The sequence below is a fragment of the Actinomycetospora sp. CA-053990 genome, from assembly GCF_050948445.1.
Lineage (GTDB): Bacteria > Actinomycetota > Actinomycetes > Mycobacteriales > Pseudonocardiaceae > Actinomycetospora > Actinomycetospora callitridis.
The window spans coordinates 4,212,023-4,237,381 of the sequence record NZ_CP192043.1 but is presented as its reverse complement, the minus strand read 5'-3'; the positions used below and the strand labels follow the sequence as shown (position 1 = coordinate 4,237,381).

The 25,359-nt window shown below is 73.9% G+C and carries 26 protein-coding genes; 13 read left to right on the top strand and 13 right to left on the bottom strand.

Annotated elements, in window-relative coordinates; genetic code table 11:
- Positions 1–16 precede the first annotated feature (16 nt).
- From ACQPYN_RS21730 to ACQPYN_RS21715, 4 genes are all read left to right on the top strand, one after another.
- Positions 17–364 carry a hypothetical protein gene (locus tag ACQPYN_RS21730; RefSeq protein ID WP_433027513.1) on the top strand — a complete coding sequence of 116 codons (348 nt, stop codon included), beginning with the start codon at positions 17–19 and terminating at the stop codon, positions 362–364.
- A 7-nt stretch (positions 365–371) separates the two neighbouring features.
- On the top strand, positions 372–773 hold the full coding sequence (locus tag ACQPYN_RS21725) for a hypothetical protein (RefSeq protein ID WP_433027510.1): 402 nt from the start codon (positions 372–374) through the stop codon (positions 771–773).
- 106 nt (positions 774–879) lie between these two features.
- Positions 880–1,725: a GAF and ANTAR domain-containing protein gene (locus ACQPYN_RS21720; protein ID WP_433027507.1), complete on the top strand. Its 846-nt coding sequence runs from the start codon at positions 880–882 to the stop codon at positions 1,723–1,725.
- On the top strand, positions 1,722–2,453 hold the full coding sequence (locus tag ACQPYN_RS21715; protein ID WP_433027505.1) for a GAF and ANTAR domain-containing protein: 732 nt from the start codon (positions 1,722–1,724) through the stop codon (positions 2,451–2,453). Before ACQPYN_RS21720 ends, ACQPYN_RS21715 begins: the two co-directional genes overlap by 4 nt.
- A gap of 2 nt (positions 2,454–2,455) precedes the next feature.
- Here the strand turns inward: ACQPYN_RS21715 and ACQPYN_RS21710 are convergent, their stop codons facing one another.
- The 10 genes from ACQPYN_RS21710 to ACQPYN_RS21665 form a co-directional block, all read right to left on the bottom strand.
- Positions 2,456–2,926, bottom strand: a complete 471-nt coding sequence (locus ACQPYN_RS21710) for an ATP-binding protein (protein WP_433027502.1) — start codon at positions 2,924–2,926, stop codon at positions 2,456–2,458.
- Positions 2,926–3,384, bottom strand: a complete 459-nt coding sequence (locus tag ACQPYN_RS21705; RefSeq protein ID WP_433027499.1) for an STAS domain-containing protein — start codon at positions 3,382–3,384, stop codon at positions 2,926–2,928. The genes ACQPYN_RS21710 and ACQPYN_RS21705 overlap by 1 nt, the downstream gene beginning before the upstream one ends.
- Before the next feature lie 149 nt (positions 3,385–3,533).
- Positions 3,534–4,418: an alpha/beta hydrolase fold domain-containing protein gene (locus tag ACQPYN_RS21700; protein ID WP_433027496.1), complete on the bottom strand. Its 885-nt coding sequence runs from the start codon at positions 4,416–4,418 to the stop codon at positions 3,534–3,536.
- Positions 4,399–4,938: a quercetin 2,3-dioxygenase gene (locus ACQPYN_RS21695; RefSeq protein ID WP_433027493.1), complete on the bottom strand. Its 540-nt coding sequence runs from the start codon at positions 4,936–4,938 to the stop codon at positions 4,399–4,401. Before ACQPYN_RS21695 ends, ACQPYN_RS21700 begins: the two co-directional genes overlap by 20 nt.
- Before the next feature lie 110 nt (positions 4,939–5,048).
- Complete coding sequence (locus ACQPYN_RS21690; protein WP_433027490.1) at positions 5,049–5,954, bottom strand: LLM class flavin-dependent oxidoreductase; 906 nt, start codon at positions 5,952–5,954, stop codon at positions 5,049–5,051.
- Complete coding sequence (locus ACQPYN_RS21685; protein ID WP_433027487.1) at positions 5,951–6,760, bottom strand: HpcH/HpaI aldolase/citrate lyase family protein; 810 nt, start codon at positions 6,758–6,760, stop codon at positions 5,951–5,953. The genes ACQPYN_RS21690 and ACQPYN_RS21685 overlap by 4 nt, the downstream gene beginning before the upstream one ends.
- Positions 6,757–7,209, bottom strand: a complete 453-nt coding sequence (locus ACQPYN_RS21680) for a MaoC family dehydratase (protein ID WP_433027484.1) — start codon at positions 7,207–7,209, stop codon at positions 6,757–6,759. Before ACQPYN_RS21680 ends, ACQPYN_RS21685 begins: the two co-directional genes overlap by 4 nt.
- Complete coding sequence (locus ACQPYN_RS21675; protein ID WP_433027481.1) at positions 7,206–9,131, bottom strand: AMP-binding protein; 1,926 nt, start codon at positions 9,129–9,131, stop codon at positions 7,206–7,208. Before ACQPYN_RS21675 ends, ACQPYN_RS21680 begins: the two co-directional genes overlap by 4 nt.
- A 22-nt stretch (positions 9,132–9,153) precedes the next feature.
- Positions 9,154–10,647, bottom strand: a complete 1,494-nt coding sequence (locus ACQPYN_RS21670; protein ID WP_433027478.1) for an acyl-CoA carboxylase subunit beta — start codon at positions 10,645–10,647, stop codon at positions 9,154–9,156.
- Between the two features lie 89 nt (positions 10,648–10,736).
- A complete protein-coding gene (locus ACQPYN_RS21665; RefSeq protein ID WP_433027475.1) occupies positions 10,737–11,888 on the bottom strand; it encodes an acyl-CoA dehydrogenase family protein in 1,152 nt (383 codons plus the stop codon).
- 95 nt (positions 11,889–11,983) lie between these two features.
- On the opposite strand from ACQPYN_RS21665, the gene ACQPYN_RS21660 reads away from it, so the two are divergent.
- The gene (locus tag ACQPYN_RS21660) at positions 11,984–12,562 is read left to right on the top strand and encodes a TetR/AcrR family transcriptional regulator (protein ID WP_433027473.1); all 579 of its coding nucleotides are present in this window, start codon (positions 11,984–11,986) and stop codon (positions 12,560–12,562) included.
- Here ACQPYN_RS21660 and ACQPYN_RS21655 read toward each other — a convergent pair.
- Positions 12,559–13,362, bottom strand: a complete 804-nt coding sequence (locus tag ACQPYN_RS21655; RefSeq protein WP_433027470.1) for a crotonase/enoyl-CoA hydratase family protein — start codon at positions 13,360–13,362, stop codon at positions 12,559–12,561. The two genes, ACQPYN_RS21660 and ACQPYN_RS21655, sit on opposite strands and share 4 nt — an antisense overlap.
- A gap of 179 nt (positions 13,363–13,541) precedes the next feature.
- Here ACQPYN_RS21655 and ACQPYN_RS21650 point away from each other — a divergent pair, with 179 nt between their 5' ends.
- The 4 genes from ACQPYN_RS21650 (at position 13,542) to ACQPYN_RS21635 (ending at position 18,433) form a co-directional block, all read left to right on the top strand.
- Positions 13,542–14,798, top strand: a complete 1,257-nt coding sequence (locus ACQPYN_RS21650; protein ID WP_433027467.1) for an acyl-CoA dehydrogenase family protein — start codon at positions 13,542–13,544, stop codon at positions 14,796–14,798.
- On the top strand, positions 14,795–16,147 hold the full coding sequence (locus tag ACQPYN_RS21645; RefSeq protein WP_433027465.1) for a phosphotransferase family protein: 1,353 nt from the start codon (positions 14,795–14,797) through the stop codon (positions 16,145–16,147). Before ACQPYN_RS21650 ends, ACQPYN_RS21645 begins: the two co-directional genes overlap by 4 nt.
- 79 nt (positions 16,148–16,226) lie before the next feature.
- Positions 16,227–17,135, top strand: coding sequence for an SMP-30/gluconolactonase/LRE family protein (locus tag ACQPYN_RS21640; RefSeq protein ID WP_433027463.1), 909 nt, complete (start codon positions 16,227–16,229; stop codon positions 17,133–17,135).
- Between the two features lie 11 nt (positions 17,136–17,146).
- Positions 17,147–18,433 carry an acyl-CoA dehydrogenase family protein gene (locus tag ACQPYN_RS21635; RefSeq protein ID WP_433027461.1) on the top strand — a complete coding sequence of 429 codons (1,287 nt, stop codon included), beginning with the start codon at positions 17,147–17,149 and terminating at the stop codon, positions 18,431–18,433.
- On the opposite strand, the gene ACQPYN_RS21630 is transcribed toward ACQPYN_RS21635, so the two are convergent.
- Entirely contained in the window at positions 18,430–19,029 is a 600-nt protein-coding gene (locus ACQPYN_RS21630; protein ID WP_433027459.1) for a TetR family transcriptional regulator, read from the bottom strand. The genes ACQPYN_RS21635 and ACQPYN_RS21630 overlap by 4 nt on opposite strands.
- 59 nt (positions 19,030–19,088) lie before the next feature.
- Here ACQPYN_RS21630 and ACQPYN_RS21625 point away from each other — a divergent pair, with 59 nt between their 5' ends.
- The 4 genes from ACQPYN_RS21625 (at position 19,089) to ACQPYN_RS21610 (ending at position 23,452) form a co-directional block, all read left to right on the top strand.
- Entirely contained in the window at positions 19,089–19,871 is a 783-nt protein-coding gene (locus ACQPYN_RS21625; RefSeq protein ID WP_433027456.1) for an enoyl-CoA hydratase/isomerase family protein, read from the top strand.
- Positions 19,868–20,635 carry an SDR family NAD(P)-dependent oxidoreductase gene (locus tag ACQPYN_RS21620; protein WP_433027453.1) on the top strand — a complete coding sequence of 256 codons (768 nt, stop codon included), beginning with the start codon at positions 19,868–19,870 and terminating at the stop codon, positions 20,633–20,635. Before ACQPYN_RS21625 ends, ACQPYN_RS21620 begins: the two co-directional genes overlap by 4 nt.
- Positions 20,636–20,637: 2 nt before the next feature.
- Entirely contained in the window at positions 20,638–21,492 is an 855-nt protein-coding gene (locus ACQPYN_RS21615) for a DMT family transporter (protein WP_433027450.1), read from the top strand.
- Positions 21,493–21,628: 136 nt separating this feature from the next.
- Complete coding sequence (locus ACQPYN_RS21610; protein ID WP_433027447.1) at positions 21,629–23,452, top strand: NAD(P)-binding domain-containing protein; 1,824 nt, start codon at positions 21,629–21,631, stop codon at positions 23,450–23,452.
- A 70-nt stretch (positions 23,453–23,522) separates the two neighbouring features.
- Here the strand turns inward: ACQPYN_RS21610 and ACQPYN_RS21605 are convergent, their stop codons facing one another.
- Complete coding sequence (locus ACQPYN_RS21605) at positions 23,523–25,259, bottom strand: MFS transporter (RefSeq protein WP_433027444.1); 1,737 nt, start codon at positions 25,257–25,259, stop codon at positions 23,523–23,525.
- Positions 25,260–25,359 lie beyond the last annotated feature (100 nt).

Below are 25,359 nucleotides of genomic sequence, written 5' to 3'. Positions count from 1 at the left end.
GCGGTCGTGCGCGATCGTGGAGACGGCAGACCAGGACCCCGTCGCCGACCCGCCCCCGCCCAGATCGGGGGTCGTCGATGGCACCGGGGGAATGATGGCCCACAGGAGTCCCGAAGATCTGCAGGACCGGCGCGACATCCGCCGCGCACAGGTCCTCCTCGGTCTGGCGCGCGGCCTCTCCGACACCGAGAGTGCCGAGGCGCTCCGTCGCCGCGCCGCCGCGGAGAGCGTGTCGCTCCACGCCGCGGCCCTCGCCGTCCTCTCGGACAGTCTCCGGGACGACGAGCTGGTGTTCAGCCGTCCGGTCCGCACCGGACGCCACCTCTCGGCGGTCGCGAGCTCGCCTCCACGGCACGACCTCTGAGGCCCCGATGAGCACCCTCCAGCCGTCCCACGGTCCCTCCGGGCCGGCGCGCCCGCGGCCGGCGGAACCCACGGTGTCCTACGTGCTCGTCCACTCCGGCAGCGATCCCGCCGGGTCGTCCGCCCCGACTCCGTCGGTCCCGGGGCTGGGCCTGTGCGGGCCGGGGTGGACCGTGCTGGCCGCCCACGGCAGCCGCTGGAGCTGGTCGATCCGCCTCGACGCGCACGGTGCCGCCTTCGCGGCGCCCACCCGCGTCGCCCAGGCGGTGGCCGTCCGTGTCCTGTCCGCCCACGGGATCGACGTCCTGGGATGGAATCCGGCCGACCCGGACGCGAGGGCCTACGCCGCGGTCACCGTGGCCCCACACATCCCGGCACAACGCCGTCCGTCGAGGCGGTGGTGGCGGTGAGCGCGCGGCCCGGGCAGGGCCTGTGCCCAGGTGTAGGGTTCGCCGGACCTGCTCCTCCGGGACCTCTCGGTGGGGGCGGGGAGCCCGGCCTGGACCTCGTCGGGGCGTGAGCGGGGAACCCGCCCACGCGGCGACCATGGGCGGCGGGTGCGAGGTGGATCAGGCCCGGTTGAGCAAGGCCCTGGCCGACGCCGTCGCCGCGGGTGGCTCCGAAGCTGCCCTGGCCGTGTGCCGGGCCTGCGTGGAATGGCTGCCGATGACCGGGGCGTCGATCACGATGATGACCGTGGCCGAGGTGCAGGAGCCGGTCTGCGCCACCGACGCGGTCTCCGCCCGCATCGACGAGCTGCAGTTCGGTCTGGGCGACGGCCCCTGCGTGGAGTCCTTCCGTACCGGCCGGGCCGTGCTCGTGCCCGACATCGCCGACCCGTCCGAGAACCGGTGGCCGGTGTTCGCCGAGGCCGCGGCCGCGACCGGCGCCCGCGGCATGTTCGTGTTCCCGCTCCTGGTCGGCGGCGCGCGGATCGGTGTGCTCGACTGCTACCGCGATGCTCCCGGCCCGCTGGACGACGAGGACCTGACCGGAGCCCTGCGCACGGCCGACGCGGCGGTGTGGTCCCTGCTCGACCGCACCCACCCCGGGGGCGACGGGCCGGCCGGTGCGCCGGACGGGTCCGCACTGGTGCGTGCCGAGGTGCACCAGGCCACGGGGATGCTCATGGCGCAGGCACGGCTCGACGCGCCGTCGGCGCTGGCCCGGCTGCGCGCGTACTCCTTCAGCACCGAGCGCACGATCACCGAGGTCGCGGACGAGGTCCTCGCCCGCCGCCTCCGCCTGCACCCCGACGGGGTGTGGAGCGACGCCGCCACCGGCAATCCCTCATACGGCGAGACCCCGAGCGACGACCCGGTTGACTCTCCCAGCCGGGACGACGAGGAGAACCCATCATGAGCACACCGTCAGCCGCCCGTGAACAGGCGCTGGTGACGACGTTCGTCCGTCTGGCCGACACCCTGGTGGCCGACTACGACGTGATCGAGCTGTTCCACGGACTGTGCGGCGACTGTGTCTCGCTCCTCGGTGTCGATGCCGCCGGCCTGCTGCTGACCGACCAGCGCGGCGCCCTGCAGGTCGTCTCCGCGTCCACCGAGGCGGCCAACCTGGTCGAGCTGTTCCAGCTCCAGGCCGAGGAGGGCCCGTGCCTGGACTGCTTCCGCACCTCGGCCCAGGTCCACGCCGGCGACCTCGCGACCGACACCCGCTGGCCGCGGTTCGCCACGCTCGCCGACGAGAACGGTTTCACCGCGGTGCACGCGCTCCCGATGCGGCTGCGGGGGGAGACCATCGGCGCGCTCAACCTGTTCCACCGCAGCCGGACGGACATGAGCGTCGACGAGCTCGCCATCGGGCAGGCCCTGGCCGACGTCGCCACCATCGCCATCCTCTCGGACCGCAACACCCGCGAGCGCGAACGCCTCACCGAGCAGCTCCAGGCCGCGCTGACCAGCCGCGTGATCATCGAGCAGGCCAAGGGCGTCCTCGCCGAACGCGGCCAGATCCCCCTCGACGAGGCGTTCTCCCGCCTGCGGGCCCACGCCCGGTCGACCCAGCAGCGTCTCTCCGACCTGGCCCGCGCCGTGACCGACGGGTCCTTCGACACCGCCCCGCTCCTGCGCTGAGGTCAGCTCGTGACGTGCGTCCGCCAGCACATCCGGACCGTGGTGCCCAGCTCCGACCCCATCACGACGTGGTGGTCCGAGAGCTCGCGGACGAGATCGAGCCCGCGGCCGCGGAAGCCCGGGTCCGCGTCCGGTGGCGACCAGACCCCCTGGTCCTCGACGACCACGCCGTACCCGCACGGGCGGGGCGCCGCGAACAGCGAGACGTCCCCGACGGGGCCGCGGTAGGCGTGCTCGACGGCGTTGCTCACGGCCTCGTCGACCAGCAGGACGATCGACTCACCGATCTCCTCGTCCGCCACCGTCGCCGCCGTCCACCGCCGGACGAGACGGCGGAGGGCGACGACCGTCTCCGGGCGCGCCGGACGCCGCTCCCACAGCCACGCCCCGCGGATCCCGGCGGTGTCCGTGCCCGCCGGGCACACGCATCCCGTGGCCAGTCCGAGGCACTCGAGATCCCGGTTGGTGATCATCAGCTGTCGGCGGGGCGCATCTCGGGCGGGGCCGCCGTCCGGGGTGCCGGCACCTGGGGCGCGACGATCGGGGCGCGGTGCGGGTCGATCATGAGCGGGCGGCGGAGCTCCCGGACCGTGCCCTGGAGCGTGTCGACACCCTCGGCGGCCTCGCGGGCCAGGATGTCGGCGAACTGTGGCCAGCGCGCACCGACCACGTCCACCACGCAGTCGGGATGGGCCTCGAGCCGTCCCCGCAGCCGGACGAGGCCGAGGAGACCCGCGCGGTCGCACGACACGATCGCGCGGATGTCGAGGACCACCCGGGTCGACCCCTCGCGGGCCTCGGACTCCGTCCGGGCGCGCAGCGCGGGGATGGCGGCGCCGTCGACGGCCCCTCCGAGGACGAAGATCGTTTTGCGGTGGTGCTCGCCCACCCATCGCGAGGAACTCGTGCGGGTGACGGTGATCCGGCTCATCTCGTGGCCCCCTGGACGCAGCGCAGTGATGACTGAGCGCCAGGGGTCCGGGGCGCGGTACGGCCGAGTGCGACCGCTTGAGGCGCATATGCTAACGCCCCGAGCACCGTTCGTCACCAGGTCGGCACGCACCGGAAGGAGTCGGCCGGTCAGCTCGTGAGGCGCTCCAGGACGAAGTCGACGGACCGGTCGAAGGCGGCCCGGGCGACGTCGGGCCGGCCGAGCCACAGGTGGTCGGCGCCGTCGAACAGCTCGAGCGTCACCGCGGCGCCGGCGTCGTCCAGGGCCGCGCAGAGACGCTCCGACTGCCGGGTGGGGACGAGGCGGTCGGCCGTGCCGTGCAGCAGCAGGAACGGCGGCGCGTCGGCGTGGGCGTGCGTCACCGGGCTCGCCGCCCGCGCCCGTTCGGGGTCCGACGACGGCGCGACGCCCAGCAGCAGCGCCTCGCGGGAGTCCGGCGCGCCCGGGTCGACGGCGCTGATGCCCCCGGCCGCGGCGTCGGCGGCGACCGTCGTCAGGTCGGCCGGGCCGTACCAGTCGACGACGGCGCGAACACCGGGGTCGGTGAGGCCGAGTAGCGCGGCGAGGTGTCCGCCCGCCGACTCGCCCCACAGCGCGGCGCGGGTGGGGTCGATCCCGAGGTGCTCGGCCTGGGCGCGCAGCCAGCCCAGCCCCGCGGCGACGTCCTCCAGCGGCGCCGGGAAGCGGGCCTCGCCGCTGAGCCGGTAGTCCCGCGACGCCACCGCGAACCCGTGCGCCGCGAGCTGCAGGAACGGCGACGGCGACCAGTCGGCGAAGGCCGGCCCGAAGCCCGAGCGACTGCCACCGCGCCAGCCGCCGCCGTGCAGGAAGACGATCAGCGCCGGCAGCGGTCCGTCGGGCCGGTGCAGGTCGAGCAGCAGCGGCCGGTAGCCGGGGACGGCCGCGTACTCGACCGCCCGCCAGGTGGTGACGCCGTCGGCGTGGACGGGCGGGGGCAGGTCCGGCGGCTCGCTCCGTGGCGCGCCCGGGGGCTCAGTCGAGGAGACGGACATCGTGGTGGAACTCGTTGCGGTAGCGGCGCGCGGCGTCGCCGAGCTGCTCGCGCGAGGGGATGACGGGTTCGGCGGGCGGCATCGTCGAGGCCGTCCGCTCACCGGCGGCGGCGAAGAAGCGCTCGAAGCCGCCCGTCGACACCCCGAGCGTGCGCGCCCGGTGCGACTCGACGCGGAAGGTGTGCTTGCGCCCGGCCGGGACGTAGCCGAAGTCGCCGGTGGTCAGGACGCGGTCGAGCAGCGCGCCGTCGGCGTCCTCGACCGCGACGCGGACGCGCCCGTCAAGCACGTAGAAGATCTCGTGGACGTCGTCGTGGGAGTGCACCGGGATGGCCTGCCCCTTCGGCGCCTCCATCGTGAACACCCCGAACTGCCCCTCGGTCTCGTCTCCGGACAGCAGCACGGTGAAGAGCTGGTCGAACAGGTGCGCCCGCTCGCCCTCACCCGCCGCGAGGAAGAACGGGGACGGACGCCCCGGGAGGGTCTCCTCGGACGTCGGTGTCACGAACTCCGCGGTCACGGGTGCTCCTCGTCGGCAGGGGGTCGGCGGGCGGTCGGCAGGGGGATGACCTCGGCACTCTGCGCCACGCCGGGCCCGCCGTCACGACGGCTTCCGCCCACCGGCACGGCCTACGCGCGGCGCAGGCGGGGGAGGACCTCGCCGGCCACGAGATCCAGCATCCGCTCACGGTCCGCGTCGTCGACCGCGGGCGCGAGGACCACCGAGTCGGCGCCGGCGTCGGCGTACTCGGCGAGGCGGGCGGCGACCTGCTCGGGCGTCCCGTGGGGGACGACCGCGTCGAGGATGCGGTCCATGTCCTGACCGTAGGTCGCGGCGAGGCTGTCCCGTGCACGTCGCCGCGCCACGGCGGGGTCGGCGTCGACGGCCGTCCACGCGAAGTAGGCGCCGGAGACCTCGGCGGGATCGCGGCCGCGGCGCTCGGCCTCCTCGCGGGCGGTGGCCAGGCCCCGGGCGACGCGGTCCGGGCTGCCCAGGTACGGCATCCACACGTCGCCCGCGCGCCCGGCGCGGCGCATCGAGGCCTCGGAGCGCCCGCCGACCCACACCGGCGGACGCGGGCGCTGGATCGGCAGCGGGTCGAGCGTGGCGGGCGTGCCGTCGACGTCGATCGGCTCGCCGGCGAAGAGCGTGACGAGGACGTCGAGTGCTTCGTCGGTGCGCCGCCCCCGCTCGCGGACGGGCACCCCGCACGCCGCGAACTCCACGGGGTTCTCGCCGCCGACCCCGACGCCGAGCTCGAAGCGGCCGCCGGAGATGCGGTCGAGGGTCGCGGCCATCTTCGCGGCGAGCGGCGCGGGATAGAGCGGCAGCAGCGTGACGGCGCTGAGCAGGCGCACGCGGGTGGTGACGCTCGCGGCGGCGGCGAGCGCGACGAACGCGTTGGGCGTCGGGCTCCCGAACAGCACGTGCTCGCCGCTCGCGACGAGGTCGAACCCCTGCTCCTCGGCCCGCCGGGCGGTGTCCGGGACGTCGGCGGGGTCGCCTGTGGGCGGCAGGACGAGCCCGATCCTCACGCCTCCACACCCGCTCGCGACAGGACCGCCCTCGCCATCGTCAGGTGCACCGCGTCGACCATCTCGCCATCGACGACGCCCACCCCCGAGGAGCCCGCCTCGATCACGAGGCGCGCGTGGGCGATCTCCTCGTCGGTCGGGGTGAAGGTCTCGTGCGCGAGCGCGACCTGCGAGGGGTGGATGCAGATCTTCCCGTCGTAGCCGAGGTCGCGGCCGACGGCGGCGTCGGCGCGGAACGCCTCGGCGTCGTGGGCGGCGACGACGGCCTGGTCCAGCAGTCCGACGCCGGCGACCGCGGCCGCGAGCACCACCTCGCTGCGCGCGAACAGCACCTCCTGCCCGCCCGGGGTGCGCCGGCCGCCGACCGAGGCGATGTAGTCCTCGGCACCGAAGTAGGCCGCCAGCAGGCCGGTCATCAGCTCCCGGCACCGCGCCACACCCCGCGCCGACTCGAGTCCCCCGATCACCGGGCGGTCACCGAGACGGGAGCGCAGGTCCTCGAGCTGCTCCGGGGACTCCAGCTTGGGCAGCACGACGCCGTCGGCGGCCGACTCGGCGACCGCGGCGACGTCGTCGGCGTACCAGGGCGTCGTCGGGCCGTTGACGCGGATCAGCACGAGCGTCCCGCCGTCGCGGGGCAGCTCGGCGACGGCGCGGACCGTGGCGTCGCGCGCGGACTCCTTGTCGCCCGCGGCCACGGCGTCCTCGAGGTCGACGGCCACCGCGTCGGGCGCCCACCGGGGAACCTTGGCCACCATGTCCGGCCGTGCTCCGGGCACGAACAGCAGGCTCCGGGGAACCCTCATGCCGGCCGCCGGTGCATGAGCCCGGTCCGCTTGCAGAAGCACACGAGCTCGTCGCGCTGGTTGCGGGCGCGGTGGGCGAACACCACGATCCCGGCGTCGGGCCGCTTGCGCGACTCCCGCGCGGACACGACCTCGGTGGACACCCGCACGGTGTCCCCCTGGAACACCGGCGCCGGGAACGTCACCTCGTCGAGCCCGAGCTGGGCGACGATCGTCCCCAGCGTCAGCTCCGGCACCGAGAGCCCGACCACGAGCGCGAGGGTGAACATGCTGTTCACCAGCGGGCGCCCGAACTCGGTGCCCTCGGCGTACTGGTGGTCCAGGTGCAGCGGCGCGGGGTTCATCGTCATGGTCGTGAACAGCACGTTGTCGGTCTCGGTGACCGTGCGCCGGACGGCGTGCTCGACCACGAGTCCCTCGGTGAGGTCCTCGAACCACAGGCCGCTCATCCGCGGACCGCCGCCGCGAGGGTGTCCAGGCTGCCCGGGTCCTCGAGCGCGCTGGTGTCGCTGCGGGCCTCGCCGTGCAGCAGGACCTCGCGCATCAGCCGGCGCATGATCTTGCCGGTGCGGGTCTTCGGCATCGCCGAGGTGACGATCACGCGGTCGGGCCGCGCCAGCCCCCCGATGGTCTCGCCGACCAGGTCCCGCACCTCGTCGGGCACTCCCTCGGCCTCGCCGGACACGGTCACGAACGCGACCGGCACCGTGCCCTTGGTGGCGTCGGGCACCCCGACGACGGCGGCCTCGACCACGCGCGGATGGGTGCCGACGACGGCCTCGATCTCCATCGTCGACAGACGGTGCGCGGCGACGTTGATGACGTCGTCGGCGCGACCGAGAACCCAGAGGTGCCCGTCGGCGTCCACGACGGCCTCGTCGTTGGTGGCGTAGCGCCCGGGGAAGCGCCCGAAGTACGTCGAGAGGTAGCGGTCGTGGTCGTCCCACACGGTGCGCGCGAGCGTGGGGAACGGCCGGGTCATCACGAGGTTGCCCTTCACCCCCGGCGCCACCGGCGCGCCGTCGTCGTCGACGACGTCGAAGGCGTGGCCCGGCACCGGGGTGCCGGCCGATCCCGCCTTGAGGTCGTCGACGCCGGTGACGGGATAGGTCCAGGTGGAGCCGGTCTCGGTCTGCCCGTAGGCGTTGACGATCGGGACCCCGAACGTCTCGTTCGCCCACGTGAAGGTCTCGCCGTCGAGCGGCTCGCCCTGCACGGTGATCAGCGCGAGGCGGGGGAGCGGGTGGGCGGCAGCGAGGTCGTCACCGAACTTGCGCAGCATCCGCAGCACCGTCGGCGCGCACAGCACCTGGGTGACGCCGTGGCGCTCGCACACGTCGTAGAACCGCGAGGGCGACGGGGTGTCCAGCGCGCCCTCGTAGCAGGCGATCGTCGAGCCGTGGGCCAGCCCGCCGATCACCGCCTGGATCGGGAAGGTCAGCCAGCCGACATCGGCGGCCACCCAGTAGACGTCACCGTCGACGGGCCCGGCCTGCCAGTGCACGTTCGCCCAGGTCCCGAGCAGGAAGCCGCCGACGGAGTGCACGACGCCCTTCGGCTTCGACTCGGTGCCGCTGGTGAAGATCAGGAACGCGGCCTCGTTGGGGTCGAGCGACGCCATCGGGGCGCCCTCGGGGTGCTCGGCGAGCAGGGCGGCGTAGGAGACCTCGCTCTCCTGCAGCGCGAGCCCGCGCCCGGTCCGGTCGACCACGACGACGTGCTCCACCGTCGGGGCGTCCGACCGCGCCGCCCGCAGGGTCTCCAGCAGCTCGACGGGCTTCCCGCGCCGGTAGATCGCGTCGGCGACGACGACGGCCTTCGCCCGGGCGGCGGAGAGCCGCGAGGCCACGGCGTCACGACCGAAGCCGGAGAAGAGCACCGTGTAGATCGCGCCGATCCGGTTGCAGGCGTGGATCGCGGTGAACGCCTCGACGAGGTTCGGCATGTAGACCGCGACGACGTCGCCGCGCCCGATGCCCAGGGCGACCAGGCCGCCGGCCAGCCGGTTCACCTCGTCGGCGAGCTCGGCGTAGGTCACCGTGCGGGTGTCGCCCGGCTCGCCCTCCCACACGATCGCGGCGCGGTCGGCTGTCGCCGGGTCCTCGGCCCAGCGGTCGACGCAGTTGTCCGCGACGTTGATCCGCCCGCCCTCGAAGTACCGGAAGTCGCCCAGCTCGCCGGAGCGCACGGTGTGCCAGGGCTCGAGCCAGCGGTGCTTCTCGGCCACCCAGACCCAGTAGTCGTCGGGGTCGGCGTCGTGGCGCGCGCGGGCCGTCGCGAGCTCGTCGACCCGGTCGGGAGAGCGCCATCGCTCGTCCAGCGGCTGCAGCGGCGCGGAGATCAGGGTGGCGAGGGTGTCGCGATCGTCCATGATCGGGTCTCCTCCGTGGGGATCACACAGGGCTGACGGGGTGGTGACGGCGCCCGCTGGTGCGGGTCCAGCCGTCGGCGTGGCGCAGGCGGGCGATCAGCTCGTCGCGCAGGCCCTCGCCGGGGACGACGGCGTCGACGACGAGCTCGTCGCCCATGCGCAGCAGGTTGACCTCGGCGCGGTGCTCCTCGACGCGGGCGGCGAGGAACGCCGCGCGCTCGTCGGGGTCCTCGATCGCGGCGATCTTGCCGGCGTACACGGCGTTGACCGACGCCTCGGGGCCCATGGCGCCGATGAACGCGCTGGGCAGAGCGAGCGTCGCCCGCGGCTCGAAGCCCGGCGCGCACATCGCGTAGTAGCCGGCGGCGTAGGCCTTGCGCAGGACGATCGTGAACTTCGGGACCTCGGCCGAGGACATCGCCAGGATCATCTTGGCGCCGTGGCGGATGATCCCCTGGCGTTCGACGGCGACGCCGACCATGAAGCCCGGCACGTCCTGCAGGAAGAGCAGCGGGACGTTGAAGGCGTCGCACAGGGCGATGAAGCGGGCGGCCTTGTCGGCGGAGTCGACGTGGATCGCGCCGCTGCGCACCTGCGGCTGGTTGGCGACGAGGCCGACGACCCGCCCGTGGAGCCGGGCGAACCCGACCACGAGCTCCTGGGCCCAGTCCGGCTTGATCTCGAAGAACGTGCCGCCGTCGACGAGCCGGTCGATCACCGTGATGACGTCGTAGCCGATGTTCGGGTCCTCGGGGACCAGCCCGTCCCAGCCGGTGGCCTCGGGCTCGACGGGCTCGACCTCGGGTGGCGTCCCGGTGAAGTCGCCGGGCAGGTAGGTCAGGAGCAGCCGGGCGGCGGCGAGCGCCTCCCAGTCCTCCTCGAACACGGAGTCGCCGCAGCCCGAGACCTCGGCGTGCATCCGCGCGCCGCCCATCTCCTCGGCGGTGGTGTGCTCGCCGGTGACCTTCTCGGCGACCCGCGGCGACGCGAGGTACATCGACCCGCGGCCCTCGACCATCCCAACCCAGTCGGTGAACGCCGGCATGTAGGCGCCGCCCGCGGCCGAGGGGCCGTGCAGGCAGCAGATCTGCGGGACGCGCCCGGACAGCCGGACCTGCAGGTGGAAGATCCGCGAGGCACCGCGGCGCCCGGGGAAGAAGCCCATCTGCTCGGTGAGGCGCCCGCCCGCCGAGTCGACGAGGTAGAACACCGGGAGCAGGTCGCGGTCGGCCCGCTCGAGGATGCGGATCTGCTTCTCGCAGGTGCGCTCGCCCCACGACCCGGCCTTGACGCCGAAGTCGTGCGCGATCACCGCCACGGGCCGGCCCTCGACCGTCCCGACGCCGGTGACGACGCCGTCGCCCGGCATCCCCGGCTGGGTCGCCGCGGCGAGGAGGCCGTCCTCGACGAAGCTGCCCGGGTCGAGCAGCACGTCGAGGCGCTGCCGGACGGGGAGCTTCTCGGGCCAGCGCCCGGAGTCGCCGCCGAGGCGCGCCCGGTCGGCGGCCGCGAGCACGTCATCCCCCGAGGGAGGTGCCGGCGCCCCGGGGGGATGGGGCGCCGACACCTCCCACGCGGGACCCGCGCCGTTGGCCGCCGTCCCGGTCACGGCACCAGCCGCTTCGCCAGGATCTCGAGCTGGATCTCGTCGGTGCCGCCGCCGATGCGCAGGATGCGCACGTCGCGGTGGTGGCGGGCGATCGGCGTCTCCTCGAGGTAGCCGGCGCCGCCGTAGAGCTGCACCGCCTCGTCGACGATCCAGGCGGCCGCCTTCGCCGCGAAGTACTTCGCCGCCGCGACGGACCGGCCGGCCTCGGGGTGGCCGCGGTCGATGCGGTCGGCGGCCTTGTAGGTCATCACGCGCGCGGCCTCGAGCTCGATCTCCATCGCGACGATGCGGTGCCGGATCGCCTGGCGCGCGGTGAGCGGCTCGCCGGCGACCTCGCGGCCGCGCAGGTACTCGGTGACCGTCTCGAGCGCCTCGGCGGCGTGGCCCACCCCCATCGCGGCCAGCACGACGCGCTCCAGCTGGAACGCGTCCATGATCTGGTGGAAGCCGCGGCCCTCGACGCCGAGCACCGCGTCCTCGCCGAGCGTGACGCCGTCGAGCACGACCTCGCGGGTGTCCGAGGAGTGCCAGCCCATCTTCTGCAGCGGGGCGCCGAACGAGAGCCCGGGTGTGCCGGCCGGCACCACGAACGTCGTGATCCCGCGGTGGCCGCCCTCGGGGTCGGTCTTCGCGCCGACGACGAGGACGTCGGCCAGGCCCGCGTTGGTGATGTACATCTTGCGGCCGTCGAGCACCCAGCCGTCGTCGGTCCGGCGCGCGCGGGCGGAGATGCCCGCGACGTCGGAGCCCGCGCCGGGCTCGGTGACGGCGATCGCGGCGATGGCCTCGCCGGCGGCGAGCGCGGCGACCCAGCGCTCCTGCTGGTCGGTGGTGCCGTGGCGCACGAGGTGGGGCGCGGCCATATAGGCGCTGACCAGGGCGCTCACGGCGATGCCGCCGCAGGCGCGGGTGAGCTCCTCGGCGAGCACCGTGACGGCGGTCGCCTCGCCACCCTCGCCGGCGGAGCCGCCGAACTCGGCCGGGGTCAGCAGGCCCAGCAGCCCGGCGTCGCCGAGCTCCTTCCAGAGCCGCTCGGGCGGGCGGCCCTCGCGCTCGGCCTCGTCGACGACGGGGCGGACCCGCTGGTCGGTGAACGCGCGGACGCTGCGACGGAAGTCCTCGTGGACTTCGTCGAGATCGTGGGTCACGCGGGCTCCTTCGCTTGCGTTCGACCGACCGGTCGGACGAAAGTACCCCACATCACAGGAGTCGGGTCAACCGCACGGAACCGGGGGAGGCCGCGGTGAGTCGTGCCGACGAGGTCCGCGCGCGGATCCTCGCCGCCGCCGTGGAGGTGTTCAGCCGCCGCGGGTACCGCGCGGCGTCGATGAACGACGTGGCGGAGAAGGTCGGCCTGCGCAAGCCGACGCTCTACCACTACGTGCGGACCAAGCAGGACCTGCTCGTCGCGGTGTACGAGGAGGTGCTCGACGAGAGCCTCACGAGCGCCCGCACGATCGTCGGCGGGGCGCCGTCGACGCGCGAGGCCGTGCGGGCGCTCATCGTCGAGCGCGTCGCCTACACCTGCGAGCACCGTGACCTGCTCACGATCTGCTTCGAGGAGGAGTCCGAGCTGCCCGACGAGCTCGCCGCGCCGATCCTCGCGCGCCGCCGCGCGTTCGAGGACCTCGTGCTCGAGGCGGTGCAGGCCCACCTGCGCGCCACGGGGCGGACGCTGCCGATGACCCCGCGGACCTACGTCAACGCGTGTCTCGGCGCCGCGAACTGGACCTACAAGTGGTTCGACCCCGCCGGCCCGCGCTCGCCGCGCGAGCTGGGCGACGACGTCGCCGCCGTGCTCCTGCCGGTGCTCGACGGTTAGTCGGCGAAGATCGGCGCCCGCTTCTCGAAGCCCGCGGTGACCGCCTCGACCTGGTTCGGGCTCCCGATCAGCGCGCCGATCTCGGTCTGCTCGGCGGCGAAGCCGGTGGCGAGGTCCACCCGGCCGGCGACGTCGATCAGGCGCTTCGCCGCGCGCACGGCGTGCGGGCTGCGCCCGGCGATCTCGCGGGCGAGCGCGAGCGCGACCTCCCTGGGCTCTGGGTCGGCGCGCGTGCAGAGCCCCAGGGCCGCGGCCTCGGTCCCGCTGACGACCCGCGCGGTCAGCGTCAGCTCCTTGGCGACGTCGCGGCCGACGAGCTCGGGGAGCACCTGCGTCCCGGTCATGTCCGGGATCAGGCCCCACTTGACCTCCATCACCGAGAGCCGGGCGTCGGGGGCGACGATGCGGAGGTCGGCGCCCAGGGCGATCTGCAGGCCGCCCCCGAGCGCGTTGCCCTGGATCGCGGCGATCACCGGGACCTCGAGCTCGGCCCACACCCACGCCGCGCGCTGCCCGGTGGCCCGCGCCGGCCCGTCCGTCGGTGGGAGCTGCGCCGACGCCGAGAGCCGCTCGCCGTTCGCCATCGCGCGGAACGAGCCGAAGTCCAGGCCCGCGCAGAAGTCCGGGCCCTCGCCGGAGAGCACGACGACGCGCACCGCAGGGTCGGCCTTCAGCTGCTCGCCGGTGTGGACGAGCCCCTCGAACATGGCCGGGTCGAGCGCGTTGCGCTTCTCCGGCCGTGCGAGCCGCACGTCGGCGACCCCGTCGGTGATCTCGACCCGGACCCGCTCGTCGCTCATGCCCGCATCCTGCCCCGATCACGGTGATCAGCAGACCGAGAGGTACCCGATGTCGGCCTGCGGAGGTGCCTTTCGGCCTGCTGATCATCCGCTGGGCTGCGCCGTGCGCGGGCGCGCCCTTCCGTCCGCGCTCCCGGCGCTGGCATGCTCGCTGAACGATCGTTCAGGAGGAGGTCGGTGTGGACTTCGCACTCCCGGCGGAGCTGACGCAGCGGCTCGGCGCACTCGACGAGTTCATCGAGGCCGAGATCCGCCCGCTCGAGGAGCAGGACGACAACGCCCGCTTCTTCGACCACCGGCGGGAGTGGGCGCGCACCGACTTCGAGGGCGGCGGGGTCCCACGACGGGACTGGGAGGAGCTGCTCGGCGAGATGTTCCGCCGGGCCGACGCCGCGGGGTGGCTGCGCTACGGGCTGCCGGCGGAGGTCGGCGGGTCGGACGGCACGAACCTCGACATGGCGGTGATCCGCGAGCACCTCGCCCACCGCGGGCTGGGCCTGCACAACGACCTGCAGAACGAGTCGTCGGTGGTCGGCAACTTCCCGTTCGTGCACATGGTGCTCGAGTACGGGACGGCCGAGCAGCGCGAGGAGTTCCTCGAGCCGATGCTGACCCGCACCGCCCGCGTCGGCTTCGGCCTCTCCGAGCCCGACCACGGCAGCGACGCCACGTGGATGGAGACCACGGCCGTCCGTGACGGCGGCGACTGGGTGATCAACGGGACGAAGCGCTGGAACTCCGGGATGCACTCGGCCACCCACGACGTGGTGTTCGCCCGGACGTCCGGGACCGACGGGAGCGCGCGGGGCATCACCGCGTTCTTCGTCCCCGTCGAGACCCCGGGGTTCTCGGTCGACTTCCACTGGTGGACGTTGAACATGCCCACCGACCACGCCGAGGTGACCCTGCGCGACGTCCGCGTCCCCGACTCCGCGATCTTCGGCGAGGAGGGCGGCGGCCTGGCGGTCGCGCAGACCTTCGTGCACGAGAACCGCATCCGGCAGGCGGCGTCCGGCGTCGGCGCGGGCCAGTACTGCGTCGACCGCAGCGTCGCCTACGCCCGCGAGCGCCGGACGTTCGGCGAGCCGCTGGCCACCCGGCAGGCGATCCAGTGGCCGCTCGTGGAGCTGCAGACCGAGGCCGAGATGCTGCGCGGTCTGGTGCGCAAGACGGCCTGGGAGCTCGACCGCGTGCCGCACACGGAGATCAGCGACCGCGTCTCGATGTGCAACTACCGGGCCAACCGCTTCGTCTGCGACGCCGCCGACCGCGCGATGCAGGTGCACGGCGGCCTCGGCTACTCCCGGCACACGCCGTTCGAGCACATCTACCGCCACCATCGCCGCTACCGGATCACCGAGGGCGCCGAGGAGGTGCAGATGCGCAAGGTGGCGGCGTACCTGTTCGGTTTCGCGGGGCCGAACAAGGTCCGATGAGCGACCTGCGCGACCAGCTGGCGACGCGCCTCGCCGACGTCTCCGGCACCGCGGTCGCAGTGACCGACCTGCGGCGACTCACCGCCGGCGCCAGCCGCGAGACGTGGGCGTTCACCGCGACGTCCGCTGACGGGCCGCGCGACCTCGTGCTGCGCCGCGACCCGCCGGGCAACGACCGGCCCGAGGGGATGGCGCTCGAGGCCGCCGCGATCGCCGCCGCCGCGGACGCCGGCGTCCGGGTCCCGCGGCTCGTCGACAGCGGCACCGACACCGCGGCGGTCGGCTCGCCCTACCTGATCACCGAGCACGTCGACGGCGAGACGCTCGGGCCGCGGCTGCTGCGCGAGGAGCGCTACGCGCACGCCCGGGAGGGTCTCGCCACGGAGCTGGGCCGCACGCTGGCCCGCATCCACACGATCCGGCCGAACGCGCTCCCGGGGCTGGCGGCGGGGGACCCGGTCGAGGACCTCCGGGCGACCTACGACGCCCTTGACGAGCCGCTGCCCGTCGTCGAGATCGCGCTGCGCCGCCTCGACCGCCACCGGCCCGCCCCGGTACCCGACACCCTCGTGCACGGCGACTTCCGCCTCGGCAACCTCATCGTCGACGAGACCGGGCTGCGCGCAGTGCTCGACTGGGAGCTGGTGCACCGCGGCGACCCCCGCGAGGACCTCGGCTGGCTGTGCGTGAAGTGCTGGCGCTTCGGATCGCCGCTGCCCGTCGCGGGCCTCGGCACCGTCGACCAGCTGCTCGACGGCTACGCCGAGGTGGCCGGGTACCGGCCCGACCCGGAGGCCGTGCGCTGGTGGCAGATCCACCGCACGACGTGGTGGGCGCTGGGCTGCCGGGAGATGGCGCAGCGGCACCTGGACGGGATCACGCCGTCGGTCGAGCTCGCCGCGATCGGCCGGCGGGTCGCCGAGAACGAGCACGACCTCCTGCTCCTGCTGGGCCTCCCGGCGCAGGAGGAGGCCGTCGGTGAGGCCGTCGAGGCAGGGCCCTCCGACCTCTACGGACGCCCGAGCGCGGTCGACCTCGTCGACGCCGTGGCGTCCTTCCTGCGCGAGGACGTCGTGACCGGCGACGACGAGCGGGTGGCGTTCCTCGCCCGCGTGGCCGCGAACGTCCTCGGCGGTGTCAGCAGGGAGCTGCGGCTAGGTCCCGAGCACGAGCGTCGCCACCGCGAGCGGCTCGCCGCGCTGGGCTACGCCGACCAGGCCGCCCTCGCCGCGGCCATCCGGGCCGGGGAGATCGACGACACCGACCCCGCACTGCTCGCGGCCGTGCGCGCGGCGACGACCGACCGGCTCGCCGTCACCAACCCGCGCTACCTGACACAGCCCGGATGACAGCCCGGATGACAGCCCGGATGACAGCCCGGATGACGTGCCGTTGCGCGGGACCGCCGTCGCGAAGGAGGCTCCGGACATGCGCGCGGTGACGACCGGACTCCGGTTCCCGGAGGGACCGATCGCGCTGGCGAACGGCGACGTCCTGGTCGTCGAGATCCGCCGGGGCACGCTGACGCGCGTCGCGCCCGACGGGACGACGACGGTGGTCGCCGAGCTCGGCGGCGGTCCCAACGGGGCCGCGATCGGCCCGGACGGCGCGGTCTACGTCTGCAACAACGGCGGCTTCGCGTGGCACGACCGCGACGGCGGGATCACCGCACCCGGCCACCAGCCGCCCGACTACATCGGTGGGCGCATCCAGCGCGTCGTCCTCGACGGGCCGCACGCCGGTGCGGTGACCGACCTCTACACCGCCTGCGACGGCCGCCCGCTGCGCGGACCCAACGACATCGTCTTCGACGCCGACGGCGGCTTCTGGTTCACCGACCTCGGCAAGAAGCGCGAGCGCGACCAGGACACCGGGGCGCTGTACTACGCGCGACCCGACGGCAGCGCGGTCACCGAGGTCGTGCACCCCCTCGTCGAGCCCAACGGCGTCGGCCTGTCCCCGGACGGATCGCGGCTCTACGTCGCCGAGACGGGGCCGGGCCGGCTGTGGGCGTGGGACGTCGTCGGGCCCGGCCGCCTCGACGGACCCCGGCGGCTCCTGCACGGGTTCGAGGGCCACCAGCCGCTCGACTCGCTGGCCGTCGACGGAGAGGGCAACGTCTGTGTCGCGACGCTGGTGACCGGCGCGATCAGCGTCGTCGCGCCCGACGGCACGCTGCGGCGGCAGGTGCCCGTGCCCGACCCGGACCCCTACGTCACCAACATCTGCTTCGCCGGCGCGGACTCGCACTCAGCCTGGGTCACCTCGTCGGGACGCGGCGTCCTCTACGCCCTGGAGTGGGACACCCCGGGGCTCGACCTGGCCTTCAGGGCCTGAAGGAGCGACACATGGCCTGGGACTTCTCGACCGAGCCGGAGTTCGAGCAGCAGCTCGCGTGGATGCGGACGTTCGTCCGCGAGGAGATCCTCCCGCTCGAGACCCTCGACCTCGACGGGCCCGCCCTCCGGGCGGCGACGGCGCCGATGCAGGAGGAGGTCAAGGCCCGCGGGCTCTGGGCCGCGCACCTGCCCCCGGAGCTGGGCGGGGGAGGGTTCGGGCAGGTCAAGCTGGGCCTGATGCACGAGATCCTCGGGCAGTGCGTGTACGCGCCGTCGGTGTTCGGCAACAACGCCCCCGACTCGGGCAACGCCGAGCTGCTGGCGCTGGGGGCGAACGAGGCGCAGAAGAAGCAGTGGATGGAGCCGTTGCTCGACGGCCGCCTACGCAGCGCGTTCTCCATGACCGAGCCGAACGCCGGCGCCGACCCGACCCTGCTCACCACCCGGGCCGAGCGCGTCGGCGACGAGTACGTGATCAACGGGCACAAGTGGTTCACCTCCAACGGCTCGGTGGCCGACTTCCTCATCCTCATGGCCGTCACCGACCCGGACGCCGCGCCGCGGCGGCGCGCCTCGATGTTCGTCGTGCCGGTCACCACCCCCGGGGTGGACGTCGTGCGCGACATCCCGACCATGGAGCACCCCGAGGAGGGCACGGGCTACGCCGGCGGGCACTCCGAGGTGCTCTACCGCGACGTCCGCGTGCCGGCGGAGAACCTCATCGGCGCCGAGGGCGACGGCTTCCTGCTGGCCCAGAAGCGGCTGGGCCCCGGACGCATCCACCACTGCATGCGCTGGCTCGGGCAGTCGCGCCGTGCCTTCGACATGCTCTGCGAGCGGGCGATCTCGCGGCACACCCACGGGTCGCTGCTCTCGGAGAAGCAGATGGTGCAGGACTGGATCGCGACGTCGACCGCGGAGATGACCGCCGCGCGCCTGATGACGCTGCAGGCCGCCTGGAAGATGGACCAGGGCGGCACGGAGGCGGCGCTCACCGACATCGCGATGATCAAGTTCTACGGCGCCTCGGTGCTCTACAACGTCATCGACCGGGCGATCCAGGTGCACGGCTCGCTCGGCTACACGACCGACCTGCCGTTGGAGTCGATGTACCGCCACGCCCGGGCGGCGCGGATCTACGACGGCCCCGACGAGGTCCACAAGGTCACCGTCGCGCGCCGGGTGCTGCGCGACTACGAGCCCCGCGAGGTGCCCACGGAGCACGTGCCGACCCGTCGCGAGGCGGCGCGGCGGAAGTTCGCGCACCTGCTGGACGCGGCGGCGGTGAGCAGCTAGGCCCGGTGGTCGACGATCCGCAGGGCGATCTCGCCGTAGCGCTCGACGAGGTCGGCCACGGCGAGGTCGCCCGCCGGGTCGTACCACTGCGCGATGGCGTTGCACGCGGCGACGATCGCGCGCCGGGCGTCCTCGGGGTGGGCGCACCGGAAGTGGCCCCGAGCGACGCCGTCGTCGACGATCTCGGTCCACAGCCGGCCCGCGGACTCGCGCAGCCCGTCGAGCCGCGCCCGGTGCTCCGGGGCGAGGTTGCGCCACTCGGCGGCCGCGACCGTGCTCTCCACCCGGCGGCTCACCCGGTACTCCACGGTGGCGCGCACGAGCGCGAGCAGGCGCTCGGCGGGGTCGTCGCCGGCGTCGTCGAGCGCGCCCTCGCAGCGGCGGAAGTACTCCTCGGTGCTCTCCTCGATGAGCAGCACCAGCAGGTCCTGCTTGCCGGTGTGCCAGTGGTAGAGCGCCGAGAGGGACAGTCCGGCCCGGCGGGCGATGTCGCGGATCGAGGTGCCGTGGTACCCCTGCTCGGCGAAGCTCTCGCGTGCCGCGCGCGTGATCGCGTCCCGGCCGCCCCCGCGCGGCACCGGCGCGGCGGTGCTCATCGGGTCAGCATAGGGCGATCGCCTGGCATCCTGAACGATCGATCGATAGGTTCCGCACCATGGCCGACGAGGTCCTGCTCGCCCACCGCGAGAGCGGTGTCCTGACCCTCACGCTGAACCGGCCGGAGCGCCGCAACGCGATCGACGGCCCGATGTGGGAGGCGCTGCGCGCGGGGTTCGAGCGTGCGCGCGACGACCCGGAGACGCGGGTCGTGGTGATCACGGGCGCGGGCGGGGCGTTCTGCGCGGGCGCCGACCTCTCGGCGAAGCGGGAGGGCCACCCGCTCGACCGGATGCGCGCGATCAACGAGATCGCGCTGCTGCTGCACGAGCTCCCGAAGCCCACCGTCGCGCGCGTCGACGGCGTCGCAGTCGGGGCCGGCTGGAACCTCGCGCTCGGCTGCGACCTCGTCGTCGCCACCCCGACGTCGCGCTTCTCGCAGATCTTCGCCAAGCGCGGGCTCTCGCTGGACTTCGGGGGATCGTGGCTGCTGCCCCGCCTCGTGGGGATGCAGCAGGCCAAGCGGCTCGCGCTGCTCGCCGAGATGATCGACGCCACCGAGGCCGAACGGCTCGGGCTGGTGACCTGGGTGACGCCCGCGGAGGAGATCGACGCGTTCGTCGCCGACCTCACCACCCGGCTCGCGTCCGTCGCGCCCGTGGCGGCGGCGCAGTCGAAGGCCCTGCTGCACGAGAACGCCGACCGCACGCTGCGGGAGGCGCTCGCGAGCGAGGCGCGCACCCAGGCCGTCAACTTCGCGACCGCGGACGCGCCCGAGGCGTTCGCCGCCTTCACCGAGAAGCGCGACCCGCACTTCAGCGGGGAGTGGTCGATCCGGTGACGGGACTCTTCGACCTCACCGGTCACGTCGCCCTCGTCACCGGCGGCAACTCCGGGATCGGCCTCGGGATGGCGCGCGGGCTCGTACGCTCCGGCGCCGACGTCTGCCTCTGGGGCACCAACGCCGAGCGCAACGCGGCGGCGGCCGACGAGCTCGCCGGCTACGGCACGCGGGTCCGGGCGCTGCGCTGCGACGTCGGCGACGAGGACGCCGTCGAGGAGTCCTTCGCCGCGACGCTGGAGCACTTCGGCCGCGTCGACTCCTGCTTCGCCAACGCCGGGGTGACCGGCTCCGGCGCGCGCTTCGTCGACACCACCCTCGAGGAATTCCGGGCGGTGACCCGCGTGAACCTCGACGGCGCGTTCCTGACGCTGCGGGCCGCCGCCCGGCACATGGTCGAGCGCGGGGGAGGCGGCGTGCTCGTCGGGACCTCGAGCGTGTCCACCGTCCACGGCGCCCCGCGCGCGGAGGCCTATGCGGCGAGCAAGGCGGGGCTGACCGCGCTGATCAAGGGCTGCGCGGTCGAGCTGGCGCGGTACGGCATCCACGCGCACTCGATCGTCGCGGGCTGGACCGAGACCCCGATGGCCTCGCCACGGCTGCACGACGAGCGGTTCGAGCGGGCGGTCATGGCGCGGATGCCGCAGCGGCGCTGGGGCGAGCCGGACGACTTCGCGCGGCTCGCCGTCTACCTCGCCGGCGGCGTCGGCGGGTTCCACACCGGCGACGAGATCGTCGTCGACGGCGCGTACTCGATCTTCTAGAGGTGCTCGGCGAGGCGGGGCTGCTGCTCCTCGCGGTCGTCGGCATCTCGTTCTCCGCGCCGCTCGCGGCGGCGGCCGCGGTCCCGTCGCTGGCCATCGCGTTCTGGCGCACGGCGATGGCGTCGGCGGTCCTCGCACCGGTGGTGGGGGCGCGCTCGGCGCGTCGGCGGGTCGGTGCCCGGGACGCGCGCACCTGCGCCGTGGCCGGGGTGCTGCTCGCGGTGCACTTCGGGACGTGGGTGCCGAGCCTCGTGCTCACCTCGGTGGCCACCTCGACGGCCCTGGTCTGCACCGCGCCGCTGTGGACCGCGGTGCTGACCCGGCTGCGCGGCGGGCGGGTCGCCGGTGCCGAGTGGGCGGGCGTGGCGGTGGCGCTGGTGGGGGTGCTGCTGGTCGCCGGGGTCGACCTCGCGGGCTCGCCCCGTGCCCTGCTCGGCGACGCGCTCGCCCTGCTCGGCGGGCTGGCGATGGCGGGCTACCTCCTGGCCGGCGCGGCGGCGCGGGAACGTCTCGCGACCTCGACCTACACGCTGCTCTGCTACGCCACCGCGGCGCTCGTGCTGCTCGCCGTCGTCCTCGTCGCGGGGGTGCCGCTCGCGGGGTGGCCCGCGGCCGGGTGGCTGTCGCTGGTCGCGATCACGCTCTGCGGGCAGTTCCTCGGGCACTCGCTGCTCAACCGCGCCCTGCGGACCGTCGGCGCGCCGGTGGTCGCCGTCGTCTCGCTGCTCGAGGTGCCCGGCGCGGCGCTGGTCGCGGCGCTCTGGTTGGGGGAGCGGCTCGCGCCGGCCACCCTCGCCGGCCTGGTGGTGCTGCTGGGCGGGGTGGCGCTGGTGGTCCGGGGCAGCCGGCGCGGCTGAACGGGCGCTGCAACCTGGCTGCAACCCCTGCCGCTGGGACGCGTGAGCGGCTTCACTGTCCCTCACGCCACACGACCGCGGGCGGGTGTGGGCGAGTGCCCGCGGTCGGCCGTACGTCGCCCGCGTGGAGGTAGCAGTGACCCAGACGGTCGAGAGTGGCCGCACCCAGGCCGGCACCCGCGTCGATGCCTGGCTGACCCAGTTCACCGAGGCGCTCAACGCCGGGGACGCCGACCGCGCCGCGTCGCTGTTCGCCGACGAGTCCTACTGGCGCGACCTCGTGTCGTTCACCTGGAACCTGGTCACCGTCGAGGGCCCCGCCGGGGTCTCCGAGCTGGTGTCCGCGGACGCCGCCCGGCAGGTCGCGCCGGTGAGCTTCGAGGTCTCCGGGGAGCCGAGCGAGGCCGACGGCGTCACCGAGGCCTGGCTGAAGTTCGAGACCGCCATCGGTCGCGGCACCGGGCACCTGCGGCTCAACGCCGACGACAAGGCCTGGACGTTCCTCACCACCCTCGACGAGATCAAGGGCCACGAGGAGCCGGCGAGCCCGAACGCCGACCGGCCGTTCGGCACCGAGCACGGCGCCAACCCCGACCGCGTCACCTGGGCCGAGCAGCGCGAGGCCGAGGCCGCCGAGCTCGGGTACACCCGCCAGCCCGAGGTCGTCGTCATCGGCGGCGGCCAGGGCGGCATCGCCCTCGGCGCGCGGCTGCGCCAGCTCGGCGTCGAGACGATCATCGTCGAGCGCAACGAGAAGCCCGGTGACTCCTGGCGCAAGCGCTACAAGAGCCTCGCCCTGCACGACCCGGTCTGGTACGACCACCTGCCCTACCTGAAGTTCCCGGACAACTGGCCGGTCTTCTCGCCGAAGGACAAGATCGGCGACTGGCTCGAGATGTACGCCAAGGTCATGGAGCTCAACTACTGGGGCTCCACCACCGCGCAGAGCGCCACGTACGACGAGGCGTCCGGCCAGTGGAATGTCGTCGTCGACCGCGCCGGCGAGCAGGTGACGCTCAAGCCGCGTCAGCTCGTCTTCGCCCTCGGCGTCTCGGGCAAGCCGAACATCCCGTCCGTCCCCGGGGAGGACGTCTTCCAGGGCGAGATCCAGCACTCGTCGCAGCACCCCGGCCCGGACGCCTACAAGGGCAAGAAGGTCGTGGTCATCGGGTCGAACAACTCGGCCTTCGACATCTGCGGCTCGCTGTGGGAGGTCGGCGCGGACGTCACGATGGTGCAGCGCAGCTCCACGCACATCATCCGGTCCGAGACGCTGATGACCTACGCCCTCGGGGACCTGTACTCCGAGGAGGCCGTGCGCAACGGCGTCGACACGTACACGGCGGACATGATCTTCGCGTCGCTGCCGTACCGGATCATGCACAACTTCCAGAAGCCGGCGTACGACAAGGCCCGCGAGGTCGACGCCGACTTCTACCGGCGCCTCGAGGAGGCGGGCTTCGACCTCGACTTCGGCGACGACGACTCCGGCCTGTTCATGAAGTACCTGCGCCGCGGCTCGGGCTACTACATCGACGTGGGCGCCGCCGAGCTCGTGGCCGACGGCAAGGTCAAGCTCGCCAAGGGCCAGATCACCGAGCTGACCGAGAAGGAGGTCGTGCTCGACGACGGCACCCGTCTCGAGGCCGACCTCCTGGTCTGGGCCACCGGCTACCGGTCGATGAACGGCCTGGCCGCCGACATCATCGGCCAGGACGTGGCCGACAAGGTCGGCAAGGTGTGGGGCCTGGGCTCGGACACCACCAAGGACCCCGGTCCCTGGGAGGGCGAGCAGCGCAACATGTGGAAGCCGACCCAGCAGGAGAACCTCTGGTTCCACGGCGGCAACCTGCACCAGTCGCGCTTCTACTCGCTCTACCTCGCGCTGCAGCTCAAGGCCCGCGCGGTGGGCATCCCGACCCCGGTGCACAAGCTCCAGGAGTCGCACCACACGACCTGAGGTGCCGTCGGCATGGGAGCAGTTCGGAGTGCTCCAGCACTCCGAACTGCTCACATGCGCGGAGTGCACGTCAGGTGCGGGCGGGCTCCGGGGCCGGGTCGAGGACGACGTCGCCGCGGGTGGTCAGCCCGTCGGTGAGCACGATCTGCTGCGCGACGGGTGCCCGTCCCGCGGCCCCGGCGACGAGCAGGTGGTCGCCGGGCGTCGCGCGCAGCGTGTAGTCGCCGGCGTCGTCGGTGACCGCCCGGCCCGCCTCGCGGCCTGCCGTGTCGACGAGGGTCAGCGTCGCCCCGGCCACAGCCCGGCCGCCGCCGTCGCGCACCGCGCCCACAAGCCCTGTGCCGACGGGCTCCGCGGGCTCGGGCTGGGTGGGGGCCGTCCGGGTGGTGACGGCGCTCCGCGCGGTGGTCCGGCCGGCGGGGATGAGGAACCCGACGACGACGGCGCCGACGACGAAGATGCCGGCGGCGACCGTGAACGCGGTCGTGTAGCCGTAGAGCGCCGCGGCGAGCGGCGGCCCCACGAAGCCGGCGGTCGCGGTGCCCGCGATGCTCGAGAGCAGCGCGGTGCCGACCGACCCGCCGACCTGCTGCATCGTGTTCACCGAGGCCGACGCGACGCCCGCGTCGCCGGGCTCGACGCCGTAGGTGGCCGTGTTGATCGACGTCGACATCGCCGTGCCCATGCCGAGACCGATCATCAGCAGCGGGCCGAGCACGTGGGCCGCGTAGCCCGACTCAGGCGTGAGGAACGAGAACCAGAACAGCCCGCCCGCACCGAGCAGCATCCCGACGACCACGAGGGGCTTGGGCCCGGTCCGCGGGAGCAGGAGCGCCGGCACGGTGTTCGCCGCCAGCACGATGCAGGCGACCATGGGCAGGAACGCGACCCCGGTCATCAGCGGCGAGAACCCGAAGACCTGCTGCATGACGTAGGCGAGGAACAGCGTCACGCCGAACATCCCCGTGGTGAGCACGAGGATCGTCAGGAACGACCCGCCGCGGAAGCGGTCGAGCACCACCCGCAGGGGCAGCAGCGGGGCCGTGACCCGGCGCTGGACGAGGACGAACGCGACGAGCAGCACGAGGCCGGCGGCGAGGAAGGCGTAGACGAGCGGCGACGTCCAGCCGTCGGTCTCGGCGCTCGCGAAGCCGTAGACCACGCTGAACAGCCCGGCCGAGGCCAGCACCGTGCCCACGACGTCGAGGTGCGGCCGGTGCTCGACCGGCTGCGCCGGGAGCAGCAGCGAGGCGCCGATGAAGGCGACCGCCGCGAAGACCGCGTTGACGTACATGCACCAGCGCCAGTCGACGTACTGGGTCAGCGCACCGCCGAGCAGGAGCCCGATCGCGGCGCCGGAGCCGGCGAGGGCGGCGAACACCCCGAAGGCGCGCGCCCGCTCCCGTCCCTCGGTGAACGTCGTCGTCAGCAGCGACAGGGCGGCCGGGGCGAGCAGCGCGCCGAACACGCCCTGCAGGGCGCGCGCGGCCACCAGCAGCTCGAAGCCGGGCGCGAGACCGCCGAGGATCGAGGCCACGGCGAAGCCGACCAGGCCCACCATGAAGGCCCGCTTGCGGCCGAAGAGATCCGAGAGGCGGCCGCCCAGCAGGAGCAGGCTGCCGAAGGCCAGCGCGTAGGCCGTGATGATCCATTGGCGCTGCGCGTCGTCGAAGCCGAGGTCGGCCTGCGCCGAGGGCAGGGCGATGTTCACGATCGAGTTGTCGAGGATCACCATCAGCTGGGCGATCCCGATGACGGCGAGGATCAGCCAACGTCGCCGGGCGGGTGGTGCTTCGGTGGTGCTCACGTGGCGTACGACCGTTCTGGGCGATTCTGGGGAAGGTTCGACCGAGTCGGGAACGGCGTTGTCCCTGGCTGCCGACGCTGTGGAGTCGAGCGCGGACGGG